Consider the following 13,588-nt stretch of genomic DNA (forward strand, 5'->3'; position numbering starts at 1 on the left):
CTCAGGCACGGCTGACCGGCACGGGACCAACGGGCTCTCCATCGAGCGCCTCCGTCTCGTCCTCTCCACGGCCGACGACCCGCGCGGTCCAGGCCGTGACGATCGGGACCAGGATCGCCGTGACGACGACGCAGGCGGCGACGAGGATCGTCGCGGGACCGGCGGCATCCGTGTAGGCCGGATTGGCCGCGGCCACGATCGCCGGCACGGCTGCGGCATTGCCGGCCGTCGATGCGGCGGCAACGCCCGCCACGCCGGTGCCGCCTGTCAGGCGATCGGCGAGGAACAGCGGGATCCCGGTGAGGACCACGACCGCGACCCCCATCGCCAAGCCCAGCAGGCCGGCCTGCCACACCTTGGTCAGATCGAGGCCCGCCCCGAGGGCGAAGGCGAAGAACGGGATCATCACCGGAATCGCGCGGCTCAGGAACGCGCGCATCTCTCGGTCGAGGTTCCCGATGATCATGCCGACGAGGAGCGGGAGAACCGCGCCGACCAGCGTCTGCCAGGGAAACGCCGAGAGGCCGGCGACGCCCAGCGTCACCATCGTCAGAAAGGGGCCGCTCTCGAGCGACATGACCGTGTAGGCCCCGACATCGCGCGGGCGCCCGTATTGGCCCATCAGCGCCATGTAGAGACCGCCATTCGTGTCGTTCATGCTTGCGACGATGGCCAGGGTGGACAGCCCCGCGAACATTCCGGCGGCAACCGGCGCCTCACCGAGAACCCGTCCGAAGATCAGCCCCAGGATCAAGGCGATCCCGATCTTCACGACGAGCAGGGTGCCACCTTTCTTGACGATGTAAGGGGTGGCGCGAAAATCGATGCTCGCACCCATGCAGACATAGAAGACGGCCAGGATCGTCAGCGCACCCGAGAACAGCGCCCCCGTGAAAGAGCCAAAATACTTCGGCGTTCCTGGGAAGAACGTCGCGATCAACGCGCCGGTGAGAAGGGGCACGACCATCATGCCGCCCGGGACACGCTCGATCGCCCGCTTGATCGGGATCTGCATGCTCGTTTCCTCCCTGCGTAATGCGCGCGAATTTTTGTATGACGGGCGGCAATACCCACCACGCATGGCGAACAAATTGCGCATTCCGCGCAAATCGTCAATTCGGATGCGTATTTCGCGCACGGATCGGACCCGCCATTCCCGTCCGCAACGCCTTCTTCAGGTTCCTCGGCGTGGCACAAGCACCGCCGTCAACCCAGGTTTGCGGATACTGTCCGCAGCGCTGATGGCTGGGACAGGGTCTATCGAGGCGCTGTGTTCATAGTAACTCAAGGTATAATGGCCGGTATCGATCAATTTCAGCGAGGTATTATTTGATATTTTCAACTGTCATATTTGGGTGTGACGGACTTCAGAGTATGTTAAATATGCTTCCATGCGTCGAGAACAGGACCGGTAGCCGTATCCGGCTTCGCAGCGCCGATGAAGATTACGACTGGGCCATGAGCCTCGCGACGGGGATCATAGAAATCCAACAGGCCCGGATGGACGTTCTGGATGAAATCCGGATAGCGGCCGTCTCGGCGGAGCAGGTGATCGATCACGACTTGGTCTCCATGCACCGCGTTCGGGACCGGGCCGCAGGAACCGGCCGCCATCCAGCGTGCGGGATCGGCCGTGAAGGTCGCGTAGAGGCCGGCGAGGTCGTCCCCGTCCCAGCGCATCAGGGCGCTGGAAAGCCGGCCGTGGTGGAAATAATCCTCCATGGCGGCGAAGCCGGGCTCGGCCAGGGCGTCGGCCGGTCCGGTGAGGACGGTATCGAGATCGCACAGCAGAGCCGTGCCGCGCACGAGGCCCGGACGGAACGCCTCCATCTTGGCCCACCAGGCCGGCCAGCCGTGCCGTAGCGGTACCCGCTCGACACCCGCTACATCGAGCGGAAGGTCGGTCAGGCAGAGGAACCGGTCGAAGGCCGGCGCGTGGCGGCGCACGCCCTGGGCTAGGCGCTCGACCCAGGTCGCATCGTAGCGCCCGCCACTCCTGAGGACGGTGATCAGCGTGGTCATGATGCGTCCGACGCCTCGGGTGGGTGCAGGCGCAGGCGCCCGGCTGCTGCGGCCTCTGCGAACCAGGCCCGCTCGGCTGCCCAGGGATGGCCGGGCCACCCCGCGAAGCCGAAGCCGTGGATGTTCACCTCACCAGAATCCGTGGGGCGGTCGAGCAGCAGTGCGAGGCTCACCAGGAAGCCGGTGCTCGGGTTCGGGCAATCGTTGGTGCCGCGCGCGAGCCGGCGCCTCGCCTCGTCGTGCAGGGCCTCGGGCAGGAGATGGACTGGCTTGCCGAGGGGCCGCAGCAGCGCCAGCGCCTCGCGGGTCCAGCAGATCGGTTCAGGCGCGTTCGCTTCGGCAGGCAGCATCGGGAACGGCAGGATGAACGCCTCTGCCTGCCGGACCACCGGGCGGTCCAGGAAGCCTGGATCGGCCAGCCATTCCCGCATCTGCCCGCCGCGATTGACCAGGGCCAGATGCGTGACGCGCGAGCCTGTGCGCCCGCCGAAGCCCGGGGCGTTGTTGAAGCGCACGACTTGGTGGGCCGCGTCGATCGTGCGCGCGACCGGTCCGATCCCGGGCGCGTTTCCGACGATGGCGATGGAGGCGCGCGGGTCAGCGCGCTCCGGGCGGAGGGAGTCGAGGGCGATGGACATGGGCGGCTGGGTCGCGAGGAACAGCCAAGGTATGGCACCGGCTCCGCGTCGCCAGGGCGCCGCGACAAACCGGAGCGCGCGGTGAAGCCCCCACGCCGCTGCTTCGTTTGCGCCGCCGACATGCTGGCGCCGAACGCGCGGGTCCTCGATTTCCCGGGCGGGTGGCGGCGACTGTTCACAATCGGGTGTGCCTCCTGCGGCGTGCTGATCGATCCGGATGCGGACGCCGACCGATGCTGGCGGGATCTTGCTGGGCGGCTCGCCGCGCCCGTCTTCGTTCCCGACCCGGAGGCGGGCTACGGCCTCGACCTCTACACCCTGCGCAGCGCCGCAACCCGGCTCGGCCGCGGGATCCGTCCCCTCGGCCCGGCTGATCGCATCGCGCTGCTCCAACCGCACAGCGTGCGCGCCGCACAAGGCGCCCTGTACGACCTCGATGGCGCGGAGCGGCGTCCGGTCTCGCTCGGGGTGATCTGCCGCCCCGCCGAGCGGGACTCCGTGCTGGCGGCGCTGCCGGCGCAGGCCGTTTGGATCTCGGATATCGCGATCCTGCTGGATGCGCCGGCTGCCCCGGCCCTTGCCGTTGATGTTCCGGGCTTCGCTCCCGGCGCCGTGCGGCTGGCGGCGCGTCCCCTCGCGGGCGATTTCGCCGCCCAACGCAACGCTCTGCAGGACTTCGCCCGCAACGACTGGATGCTGCAGCTCGACGCCGACGAGGTCCTGGATCCCGAGACCGGTAAGCATCTTCCAGCGCTGGCAGCGCTCGCCGAGGCCGGCGACGTCGTGTCGGTTGGGCTTCCCCGGCGCAATCGTGTCGACGGCATCCTGTCGGATGTCTACCCGGACGTGCAGTACCGGCTGAACCGGGCCGGGACGCGCTATGTCGGCCGCGTGCACGAGCGGCCGGCGCTGCCCGGCGGCTGGCCCCGGAGCTTCATCGCGCTCCACGGAGCGATCGACCATGCACTCAGCGGTGCCCATGTCCGGGCACGCTCCCAGCACTACGAGGCGCTGGATCCGGGGCGCGGGCGGCCGGACGAGCGGGGGGCGCTGCTGAGACCCTACCGCGCCTGATCGATCGCCCGCCGGTAGAGGTCCAGGGTTTCGCGTCCGAGGCTCGCCCGGTCGAACCGGCCAGCCGCCGTCAGCGCACGGGCTCGGTAGGCCGAACGCAGGGCGGGATCACGCAGGAGCGGGCGCAGAGCTTCGGCAATGGCGGGGCCGGTCGCCGCTCGCGCCAGCGGCCCCGCCTCGGGGGCGCCGACGAAGGCCCGGGCACTCGCATCCTCGGCGCAGGCCACCACCGGCCGGCCATAGGCCAGGGCCTCCTGGTAGACGAGGCCGAAGCTTTCGTAGCGCGAGGGCGCCAGGACGACGTGCGCGCCCGCATAGGCCTCGGCTAGGCCCTCCGCGTCGATCCGGCCGCGAGCCCGGATGCGGCTCCTGGCGGCATCCGACAGGTCCGCCGGCAGGTCGCCCGGGGGGACCCCGACGAGTTCGAGCGAGAAGGGCGGAAACTCGCCTCGCACCTGTTCTGCAGCCAGGATCGCCATGGCGTCGAGCAGGGCGTCGAAGCCTTTGCGCGCCTCAGCCCGGCCGACGAACAGCAGCCGCACCGGTCCCGCCCCGTCCGCCGGATAAGGCGCCGCCCGGGCGGCGGCCGCGATCTCCGGCAGTAGGCTGAGGCCGATGACCGCCTCCGGCCTCCCACCCGACAGCCCGTAGGCCTGGGCGATCACACCGGCATGCGCCGCCGTGTTGGCGATCAACCCGGCGCTGCTTCTGGCCTGCCGGCGCTCCAGTCGGTCGGCGGCGGCGCCGTCGAGGCGATTGCGCAGGTTGGGGCGGCCTTCGCGGGTGAAGGCGGCGGGCGTCGAGCTGCGGGTTACGATGGGCAGGTCCCAGCGGCCTGTGAGCAGCACCGCCGGGGCGTACCAGTTCGTCGCCTCGACGACGGCGAACGCCGCCCGGGCGTGCTCAGCCAGCACCGATTTCCGGAAGGCCAGCGGCGCCGCGAGATGACCGACCGTGCCCCAAAGGCGCAGTCGCGACAGCAGGCTCTCAGGCGGTATCGCGATACCGAGCACGGTGACGCCGCCGACCCGCTCCCGGCCGGTCCGGTCCAGGGTGAAGACCGTGACGTCGGTGCCCGCCTCGGCGAGGCTTTCGGCGATCTCGCGGGCCGCCGTCGAGAGGCCGCTAGGGGATGGCGGGTAGTCCCAGGCCAGGAGCGCCGTGCGCATCAGCGGGCGAGCAGGCGACGGTAGAGTGCGAGGTAATCGCGTGCCATGCGCTCGGCGGTGAAGCGTTCTTCGAAGGTTCTTCGAATGTGCGCTCGGTCGAGGCTGGCGACTCTTCGCATAGCCTTCACGGCCTGCGCCTCGGACTCGACGATGAACCCCGTCACGCCGTCTTCGACGATCTCCGGGACCGATCCGCGGTTCCAGGCCACCACCGGGGTGCCGCAGGCCATCGCCTCGATCATCACCAGCCCGAACGGCTCGGGCCAGTCGATCGGGAACAGCAGCGCCCGGGCGCTACCCAGGAGCGAACCCTTCTGGGCATCGTCCACCGGCCCGAGATAGGTCGCGTCGGGCCCGAGCAGCGGGCGGACCTGGCGGTCGAAATAGGCGGGGTTGCCGACATCGACGGTGCCGCCGAGACGGATCGGCATCCCGGCCGCCCGGGCGACGCGGATCGCGGTGTCCGGGCGCTTCTGGTCGGTCATCCGGCCCACGAAGGCGACATGCGCCTCCGGCTCGGCCCGGAAAGCGTAGCGGTCCCGATCGATGCCGTGATGCACGATCCCGGCGCGGTTGGACGCCGGGATGCCGGATTCCTGCGCGGCCGAGATCGCCGCCACCGGAAGATCGGGGAAGCCGGCGAAAAACAGCGCCCGGTCGAGCTCGTCCACCCGCCAATGCACCGTGGTCAGGCTGCGCGTTCGGGCCGCGCCGAGCAGCGCCGCGTGCGCGAACTCGCCGTGGCAATGCACGATGTCGAAATCGGGCAGCCGCAGCCGCAGCGCCTCCAGCTGCAGCGCGTCGAGCACCGCCGGAACCCCGGGCGCGACCCCGCCGTGGCGTTGTTCCAGGGCCGCGAGGCTCGGGTAATCGCCGACACGGGGTAAGTCTGTCGCACTGTCCGAGGAGGCAAATAACGTTATTTCCACGCCCAAGCTTCGAAGCGCCGTGCTGAGATCGTGCACAACCCGCTCGGTGCCGCCGTGATGGTTTGGGGGAACGGGAAAAATGTTCGGCGCGACTTGGGCAACACGGATCACGACGCCCTCTTCACATAAGTTAAGTTGGCAGGCGCGGTCGACAGCTTCAGCAAACGCCTGATGTTCGTCCTGCACGTCGCCCTGCAGGGCTGCCTGCGCGGCCGCGATGTCGTCTACGGCCTGACCGCCGATACCGGCGGCCACATCCGCTACCTGCTGGATCTCGTCGCCGCCTCGGCCCAGGATTTCGGCGTCGCCGAGATCGTGGTGGCGACCCGCTTGTTCCACGGATCGCCCGGCCCGGACTACGCCGTGCCCGAAGAGCGGATCTCCGACAAGGTCAGGCTGGTGCGGCTCCCGAGCGCGGCATCGGGTTACCGGTCCAAGGAGGCGATGCACGCCGAAGTCGCGAGCTTCGCCGAGAACCTCATCGCCTGGATCGCCGGGCAGGCGCGCGCGCCCGACCTGATCCACGCCCATTACGCCGACGCCGCCGCGGTGGCGGCGATCGTCGAGGCGCGGCTGGCGATCCCGTTCGTGTTCACCGCCCACTCCCTCGGGCGGGTCAAGGCCGCGATGCTCGGTGGTGACGCCGACGGAGCCCCCGACCTCGCCCGCCGGATCGCCACCGAGGAGGCGGCACTCGCCCGGGCCACCCTGGTCATCGCCTCGTCCAGGGACGAGGCCGAAGTCCAGTATGCCGGCTACGAATCCTACAATCCCGGCCGCGTCCGCGTCGTGCCGCCGGGCAGCGACCTCGCGCGCTTCGCCGCCGCCGAGCCGCATCCGCGGGTCGATGCCCTGATCGACCGCTTCCTAGACGATCCCGCCAAGCCGCTGTTGCTGGCGCTGGCCCGGCCGGTGGCGCGCAAGAACCTGGCGGCCCTGGTCGAGGCCTATGGCGAGAGCCCGGAGCTGCAGGCCCGGGCCAACCTGGTGATCGTGGCCGGCACCCGCGGCGACATCGACGCCCTCGACGGCGACATGGCCGCGACGATGCGCGACCTGCTGGTGCTGATCGACCGCTACGACCTGTACGGCCGCGTGGCCTACCCGAAGACGCACAGGCCCGACGACGTGCCCGCGATCTACGCCTATGCCCGGGAGCGCGGCGGGATCTTCGTCAATCCGGCGCTGAATGAGCCGTTCGGCCTGACGCTGCTGGAGGCGTCGGCCGCCGGCCTGCCCCTGGTCGCCACCGACAGCGGCGGCCCCAACGACATCGTCGAGACCTGTGGCAACGGCCTGCTGGTCGATCCCCGTGACCCCACGGCGATCGCGCAAGCCTGCCTGCGCATCCTGTCCGACCCCGCCCTGCGCGCCCGCTACGTGGCCGGCGGGGCCGCGCCGCGGCCGCCTACGACTGGGACCGGCACGCCGCGCGCTACCACGCCCTGCTGCGGGCCCTGCTCGCCCCAGAGCCGCCCCTGCGGACGCCTGCGCAGCTGCTGGTCTGCGATATCGACAACACCCTGGTCGGCTGCGAGGCCGCGCTCGGCATCTTCAGGCGCTGGCGCAGCGAGCAGGCGGGCCTGGCCTTCGGGGTCGCCACCGGTCGCTCGTTCCACAGCGCCATGGCGATCCTGGAGCAGCAGGCGAGCCCCCGACCCCAGGTGATGATCACGTCGGTCGGCTCCGAGATCTACCACCTGGACGCCAACGGCGTGACCTACACGGCCGATGCCGCCTGGCGCGAGGCGATCGCGGCGGATTGGAACCGGGAGGCGGTGCGCGCGGCGCTCGCCGGCATCCCGGGGCTCCTACCGCAGGGTCCGCTGGAGCAACGCCCGTACAAGCTGAGCTATTTCGGGGGCGATGCCGCGGCCCGCCAGGTCGAAGCGCATCTCGCCGAATCCGGTCTCGATGCCCGGGTGATCCACAGCCACGACCGCTACCTCGATGTCCTGCCGGCGGCAGCCTCCAAGGGCACCGCGGTGGACCATGTCCGCGCCCTCTACGGCCTGCCGGAGCGGGCGGTGTTCGTGGCCGGCGATTCGGGCAACGACATCGAGATGCTGCGCGTGCGGGTGCAGGCGATCATCGTGGCGAACTATTCCGACGACCTCGCCAGCAACGCGGCGCTGCAGCACTCCTACGTCGCCCGTGCCTCGCATGCCCGCGGCATCATCGAGGGCGTGGCGCATTTCCGCCGGATGCTGGCAAATGCTTCCTGACATTGAGCCTCCTGAGGCCGTATCGCCGACGCCCGCGCCGAGCGTGCTGACCCTCGTGCGCGGCCGGGCCGGATGCCTGCGCAACCTGATGCGCGGCCTCGCCCGGCAAACCGTGCGCCCGCGCGAGCTGGTGATCGCCTGGATGCAGCCCGAGCCCGCCCCCGGCCTGCCCGATCCCGGCTGCCCGGTGCGTCATCTCCACGTGCCGGGCGAGCCGATGCCGCTTGCCGCCGCGCGCAACCGCGCCGCCGAGGCCGCCGCCGGCGACCTGCTGGTCTTCCTCGACGTGGATTGCATCCCGGCCTCCGGCCTGGTCGGCGCCTACGCGGCGGCCGCCTCCGGCGCCGGGGGGCTGCTCCTCGGCGAGGTTCTGTACCTGCCGCCGGAAGCCGGGCCGGCGCTGGACGCGTCCGATCTCGACGACTCAGCCCTCGACAGCCTCGGCCGCCCCCACCCGGCACGGCCTCCGGTGCCGGAGACGGGGCTGCGCCGGGAGCCCGATCCCGGCCAGCTCTGGGGGCTGTCCTTCGCCCTGCCGGCTCGGGCCTGGCGCTCGGTCGGCGGCATGGACGAGGGCTTTACAGGTTATGGCGGCGAGGAGACCGACTTCGCCGCCCGCCTCGCCGCCACGGGCCTGCCGACCGACTGGGTCGCAGGGGCGCGTGCCTACCATCAGCACCACCCGGTCCACGTGCCGCCCCTGCAGCACTTCGCGCCGATCCTGGCCAACGCCGTCCGGTTCCACGCCCGCCACGGGCGCTGGTGCATGACGTACTGGCTCGACCAGTTCCGCGCCGCCGGGCTGATCGATTGGAGCGAGGCCGCCCCGGTAATCCGCCTGATCCGCAAGCCGACCGCCCCGGAGGTGGTCGCCTCCCTCCGTCCCGGCGCCCTGTTCTCATGAAGCAGACCATGAAGAAGCCGATTGCGTTCTTCGTCCACCACCAGGGACGGGGCCACGCCAACCGCACCATGGCGGTCGCCGCCGAATTTGCCCGTGACCGGCCGGTCTCAGTGCTGACCGCCGGCCCCCACCTCTTCGACGGTTTCTCCCGCGACATCGAGATCGTGGCCCTGCCCGACATGATCGGCGCCGCGGTGCCGACCGCGCGCCTCTACGCCGAGCCGACCCCGCAGGTGATGCATTGCGTGCCCCTGGGGCTCGCCCCGATGCGCCGGACCATGCGGACCATCCTCGATCATCTCGACGCGCGCGAGGTCGGCCTGTTCGTGGTCGACGTCTCGGCCGAAATCGCGTTGCTCGCCCGGATCGCCAGCGTGCCGGCGGTGCAGATCCGGATGCACGGCGACCGCTCCGATATCGGACATGTCGGCGCCTACGAGGCCTGCGTCGGGATGCTGGCGCCGTTCGACGCGCGGCTGGAGCAGGCGGACTACCCGGCGGCGCTGCGCGCCAAGACCTTCTACAGCGGCGGCCTGTGCACCAGCCTCGACCGGATTCCCGACCGGGCCGAGGCGCGGGCGAAGCTCGGCCTCGACCCGCAGCGCGAGATCGTCGTGGCCGTGACCGGCGGCGGCGGCAGCGGCACGCCTTACGCGCCGCTCACCGTGGCGGCGCGGGCCGAGCCCGACGCCCTGTGGCTGACCCTCGGGCCGACCCACCGCGAGGGTCACGAGACCGATTTCGCCAACCTGCGCGAACTCGGCTGGGTGCCCTCGGTCACCGACTATCTGGCGGCCGCCGACATCGTCATCGCGTCCGCGGGCGACAACACGGTCCACGAGGTCGCCCGGGTCGGCGGCCGCCTGATCGTGATGCCGGAATGGCGCTACTTCGCCGAGCAGACCCGCAAGGCCGAAGCCCTGGTCCGGCTCGGGGCCGCCGTCCAGGCTCCGGCCTGGCCGGGCGACCTCCAGGGCTGGCGCGACCTCCTGGCTCGTGCCCGCGTCCTCGACGGCTCCGTGCTGCACGGCCTCTACGCCCCGGACGCCGCATTCCGCGCCGCCGACTGGCTCGAAGGGCTCACCGACGCGCTTTGGCTGGGCGCCGAAGAGCCGGGTCCGCTTCGCGTCGTCGCGACCGGCTGATCCCCCGCCGCCACCCCGTCCATCATCCCCCCGGAGCCCGACTGTCGCATGTCCACCGTTTCCGTCGTGACCCTGGCCAAGGGCCGGCCGGCGCATCTGCGCAACGTGCTGCGCGGCCTGGAGCGCCAGACGCAGGCCCCCGCCGAATTCATCGTCGCGGTGATGCAGGACGAGCTCTACGACCTGCCCGAGACGTCGTTTCCGGTGCGCCAGATCCGGGTTTCCGGACATGAGCTGCCGCTCGCGGCCGCGCGCAACCGCGGCGTGGGCGCGGCCACCGGCGAGGGCATCGTCTTCCTGGACGTGGACTGCATCCCGGCCCCCGACCTCGTGGCCGATTACGCGCGCGGGCTCGCCGAGCTCGACGGCCTGCTGATGGGCGAGGTCCTGCACCTGCCCGAGCGCGCCACCGCGGGCGCCTGGCGCTACGCCGACCTGGCGGCGAGCGCGGAGCGGCATTCCGACCGTCGCGGACCGCCGGCTTCCGGCATCGAGATGTGCAACGATTACCGCTGCTTCTGGTCGCTCAACTTCGCGATCCGGCGGGCCACCTTCCTGGCGCTCGGCGGCTTCGACGAGCGCTATGCCGGCTATGGCGGCGAGGACACCGATTTCGGCAAGATCCTCGACCAGAGCGGCACCCCGATCGCCTGGATCAAGGGCGCGCTGGCCTATCACCAGTACCACCCGCACCACATGCCCCCGGTCCACCACCTCGACAGCGTCGTGCGCAACGCCGAGCTGTTCGAGGCCAAGTGGGGCTACCGGACCATGGGCCACTGGCTCTACGCGTTCCGGGTCATGGGCCTGATCGACGACACGCCCGACCAGCCGATCCGGATCCTGCGCCGGCCCGACGCCGACGACCTCGCCCTGACCGGGCAGCAGAGCCACCAGCCCTACACAAACTCGGCGTCGGTCATCCGGTATCTGGAATCCCGGGTCGGCGCGGCGGCGACCGCGTGAGGATTGCGCTCCTCGCTCATATCCGCCACCCGGTCGCGCCGCCCTTCACGGGGGGTATGGAGGCCCATAGCTGGCACCTCGCCGAGGGGCTGGCGGCCCGCGGCCACGACGTCGTGCTGTTCGCGTCCGGCGACAGCGATCCGCGCTTCGCGATCGACGCCGTGGTCCCGGAGCACCACGAGCGCGTCTTCCCGGGTCTCGAGCATCGCGGTGATCCGGGGCTGCGGGCTTCTGTCGATGACGGCTACGCCGCCGCCTGCGACCGGATCGCGGCGGGCGGGTTCGACGTGCTGCACAACAACAGCCTGAGCCGGCTGCCCCTGGAGCGCCGGCGGACCGCGCAGGTCCCCACCGTCACCTCCCTGCACGTGCCGCCCTACGACGCCCTGCGCGGGTTCGTTCACGACAGCCCTGGCCCGGGTCACCGGATCACCGTGACGTCGCGGGCGCAGGGGCAGGCCTGGTGGCCGGAGGGCGCACCGCCGGAGGTGTCGGTGCTGCATAACGGCGTCGACCCCGCGGCCTGGCCGTTCCGGGAGCGCGGCGACGGCAGCGCGGTCTGGTCCGGGCGGCTTGCGGCGATCAAGGGCGCCCACCACGCGATCGCGGCGGCCCGGCGCGCCGGCATCGCGCTGACGCTCTACGGCCCGGTCGAAGAGCCGGATTACTGGGCGGACCGGATCGCCCCGCAGCTCGGCGGCCCGATCCGCTACGGCGGCCATCTCGACGGCCGGGCGCTCGCCGCCGAGATCGGCCGCGCCTCGGTCTTCCTGTTCACCCCGTGCTGGGACGAGCCGTTCGGTCTGGTGGCGATCGAGGCGATGGCTTGCGGCCTGCCGGTCGCGGGCTTCGCCATGGGCGCGGCCCGGGAGGTGGTCGGCGAGGCCGGATGCCTCGCGGCGGCCGGGGACGAGGCCGGGCTGGCCCGTGCGATCGGCACGGCGCTGGCCATCCCGCGCCCGATCCCGCAGGCCCGGGTCGCGCGCCTGTTCACCCGCGACCTCTGGCTCGACCGCTGCGAGGCGCTTTACGCGCAGGCGCGCGGCTAGGGCTTTGCCGGCGGTGCCCCGTCGGGGTTCGGGATCACCTTTCCGGGGTTCATCCGATCCTCGGGATCGAGCGCCGCCTTGATCCGGCGCATCAGGTCGAGCCCGACCGGGTCGGCGTAATGCGCCAGCTCGTCGCGCTTGATCAGGCCGACGCCATGCTCGGCCGCGATCGAGCCGCCGAGTTCGTGCACGATGTCATGCACGATGCGGTTGAACCGGCCCCATTCCGCCAGGAACGCGGCGCGATCCAGCCCGGCCGGCTGCGTCAGGTTGAAGTGGATGTTGCCGTCGCCGAAATGGCCGAAGCCGCAGGGCCGCAGGCCCGGCATCACCGCGATGCAGGCCGCGCTCGCCCGCTCCAGGAACGCGGGCAGCGTCGAGAGCGGCACCGAAACGTCGTGCTTGATCGAGGCGCCTTCCCGGGTCTGCGCCTCCGGCACGCCCTCGCGCAGGGCCCAGAGCGCGGCGTTCTGGGCGCCGCTCGCCCCGATGGCCGCGTCGGCGATCGATCCTGATTCCAGGGCCTCCCCGAGGACGGCTTCGAGTTCGGCCCGCGTGTCGGCGTCGGGCCGCGCGGACGACACCTCGATCAGCGCGTAGGCGCCGTGATCGCCCGAGAGCGGCCGGACCGTGCCCGGGACGTGCCGCAGCACGATCTCCAGGGCGAAGGGCGGCAGGTACTCGAAGGCGGTGAGGTCGCGGTCCATCCGCGTGCGCAGGAAGACGAACAGGTCGAGGGCGGCGCGGGACGAGTCCAGCCCGACGAAGGCGACGCTGGTCGAGCGGGGACGCGGGAACAGCTTCAGCACCGCCGCGGTGACGATCCCCAGCGTGCCCTCGGACCCGATGAACAGCTGCTTCAGGTCATAGCCGGCATTGTCCTTCCGGAGCGCCCGCAGCCCGTTCCACACCCGCCCGTCGGCCAGAACCACCTCGAGCCCGAGGACGAGGTCCCGGGCGTTGCCGTAGGCCAGCACGGCGATGCCGCCGGCATTGGTGGCGATGCCCCCGCCGATCCGGGCGGAGCCCCGGGACGCGTAAGAGAGCGGGAACAGCAGGCCGGCCCGCTCGGCGGCGTCCTGAACCTCCGAGAGGATCATCCCGGCCTCGACCGTGATCGTGGCGTCGACCGGATCGACCGCGCGCAGGCGCGCCATCCGTTCCAGCGACAGGACCACGCCGCCCTGCGGGACGCCGCCCCCGGTCAGCCCGGTATTGCCGCCCAGCGGCACCACGGCGAGGCCGGCCTGGGTGCAGGCGCGGACTGCGAACGCAACCTCCTCGGTGCTCCCGGGCCGCAGCACGGCCAGCGCCGCGCCCGTGAACAGCTTGCGGCTCTCGATCAGGTAGGGCGCGAGGTCCTCGGGCTCCGTGAGCACGTGGCGCGCGCCGATCCCGTCGCGCAGGGCGCTGAGCAGCGTATCGTGGGAGAGGGAAGGGGGCGTCATCACTGAATTTTTGTAGGCC

11 protein-coding genes and 1 pseudogene are annotated in these 13,588 nt (G+C 71.3%); 6 read left to right on the forward strand and 6 right to left on the reverse strand.

Going from position 1 to position 13,588, the window contains the following annotated elements:
- Position 1: 1 nt before the first annotated feature.
- The 3 genes from FVA80_RS30050 to FVA80_RS30060 form a co-directional block, all read right to left on the reverse strand.
- Positions 2-1,015 carry a 2-keto-3-deoxygluconate permease gene (locus FVA80_RS30050; protein WP_147907093.1) on the reverse strand — a complete coding sequence of 338 codons (1,014 nt, stop codon included), beginning with the start codon at positions 1,013-1,015 and terminating at the stop codon, positions 2-4.
- A 362-nt stretch (positions 1,016-1,377) separates the two neighbouring features.
- Positions 1,378-2,022, reverse strand: coding sequence for a hypothetical protein (locus FVA80_RS30055; RefSeq protein WP_147907094.1), 645 nt, complete (start codon positions 2,020-2,022; stop codon positions 1,378-1,380).
- Complete coding sequence (locus FVA80_RS30060; RefSeq protein WP_147907095.1) at positions 2,019-2,660, reverse strand: hypothetical protein; 642 nt, start codon at positions 2,658-2,660, stop codon at positions 2,019-2,021. Before FVA80_RS30060 ends, FVA80_RS30055 begins: the two co-directional genes overlap by 4 nt.
- Positions 2,661-2,780: 120 nt before the next feature.
- Here FVA80_RS30060 and FVA80_RS30065 point away from each other — a divergent pair, with 120 nt between their 5' ends.
- Complete coding sequence (locus FVA80_RS30065) at positions 2,781-3,734, forward strand: hypothetical protein (protein ID WP_147907130.1); 954 nt, start codon at positions 2,781-2,783, stop codon at positions 3,732-3,734.
- Here the strand turns inward: FVA80_RS30065 and FVA80_RS30070 are convergent.
- Positions 3,722-4,903 carry a glycosyltransferase family 4 protein gene (locus FVA80_RS30070; protein ID WP_147907096.1) on the reverse strand — a complete coding sequence of 394 codons (1,182 nt, stop codon included), beginning with the start codon at positions 4,901-4,903 and terminating at the stop codon, positions 3,722-3,724. The two genes, FVA80_RS30065 and FVA80_RS30070, sit on opposite strands and share 13 nt — an antisense overlap.
- Positions 4,903-5,943 carry a glycosyltransferase family 4 protein gene (locus FVA80_RS30075; RefSeq protein ID WP_147907097.1) on the reverse strand — a complete coding sequence of 347 codons (1,041 nt, stop codon included), beginning with the start codon at positions 5,941-5,943 and terminating at the stop codon, positions 4,903-4,905. Before FVA80_RS30075 ends, FVA80_RS30070 begins: the two co-directional genes overlap by 1 nt.
- A 60-nt stretch (positions 5,944-6,003) precedes the next feature.
- Between FVA80_RS30075 and FVA80_RS30080 the strand changes: the two are divergent.
- The 5 genes and pseudogenes from FVA80_RS30080 (at position 6,004) to FVA80_RS30100 (ending at position 12,121) form a co-directional block, all read left to right on the forward strand.
- Positions 6,004-8,057, forward strand: a pseudogene (locus tag FVA80_RS30080) (HAD-IIB family hydrolase).
- On the forward strand, positions 8,047-8,961 hold the full coding sequence (locus FVA80_RS30085; RefSeq protein ID WP_187193552.1) for a galactosyltransferase-related protein: 915 nt from the start codon (positions 8,047-8,049) through the stop codon (positions 8,959-8,961). The pseudogene FVA80_RS30080 and the gene FVA80_RS30085 overlap by 11 nt, the downstream one beginning before the upstream one ends.
- 8 nt (positions 8,962-8,969) lie before the next feature.
- On the forward strand, positions 8,970-10,106 hold the full coding sequence (locus tag FVA80_RS30090) for a glycosyltransferase (protein WP_147907099.1): 1,137 nt from the start codon (positions 8,970-8,972) through the stop codon (positions 10,104-10,106).
- 48 nt (positions 10,107-10,154) lie between these two features.
- A complete protein-coding gene (locus FVA80_RS30095) occupies positions 10,155-11,072 on the forward strand; it encodes a galactosyltransferase-related protein (protein ID WP_147907100.1) in 918 nt (305 codons plus the stop codon).
- The gene (locus tag FVA80_RS30100) at positions 11,069-12,121 is read left to right on the forward strand and encodes a glycosyltransferase (protein WP_147907101.1); all 1,053 of its coding nucleotides are present in this window, start codon (positions 11,069-11,071) and stop codon (positions 12,119-12,121) included. Before FVA80_RS30095 ends, FVA80_RS30100 begins: the two co-directional genes overlap by 4 nt.
- Here the strand turns inward: FVA80_RS30100 and FVA80_RS30105 are convergent.
- Positions 12,118-13,569: an FAD-binding oxidoreductase gene (locus tag FVA80_RS30105; protein WP_147907102.1), complete on the reverse strand. Its 1,452-nt coding sequence runs from the start codon at positions 13,567-13,569 to the stop codon at positions 12,118-12,120. The two genes, FVA80_RS30100 and FVA80_RS30105, sit on opposite strands and share 4 nt — an antisense overlap.
- Positions 13,570-13,588 lie beyond the last annotated feature (19 nt).

The organism is Methylobacterium sp. WL1 (genome assembly GCF_008000895.1).
GTDB lineage: Bacteria > Pseudomonadota > Alphaproteobacteria > Rhizobiales > Beijerinckiaceae > Methylobacterium.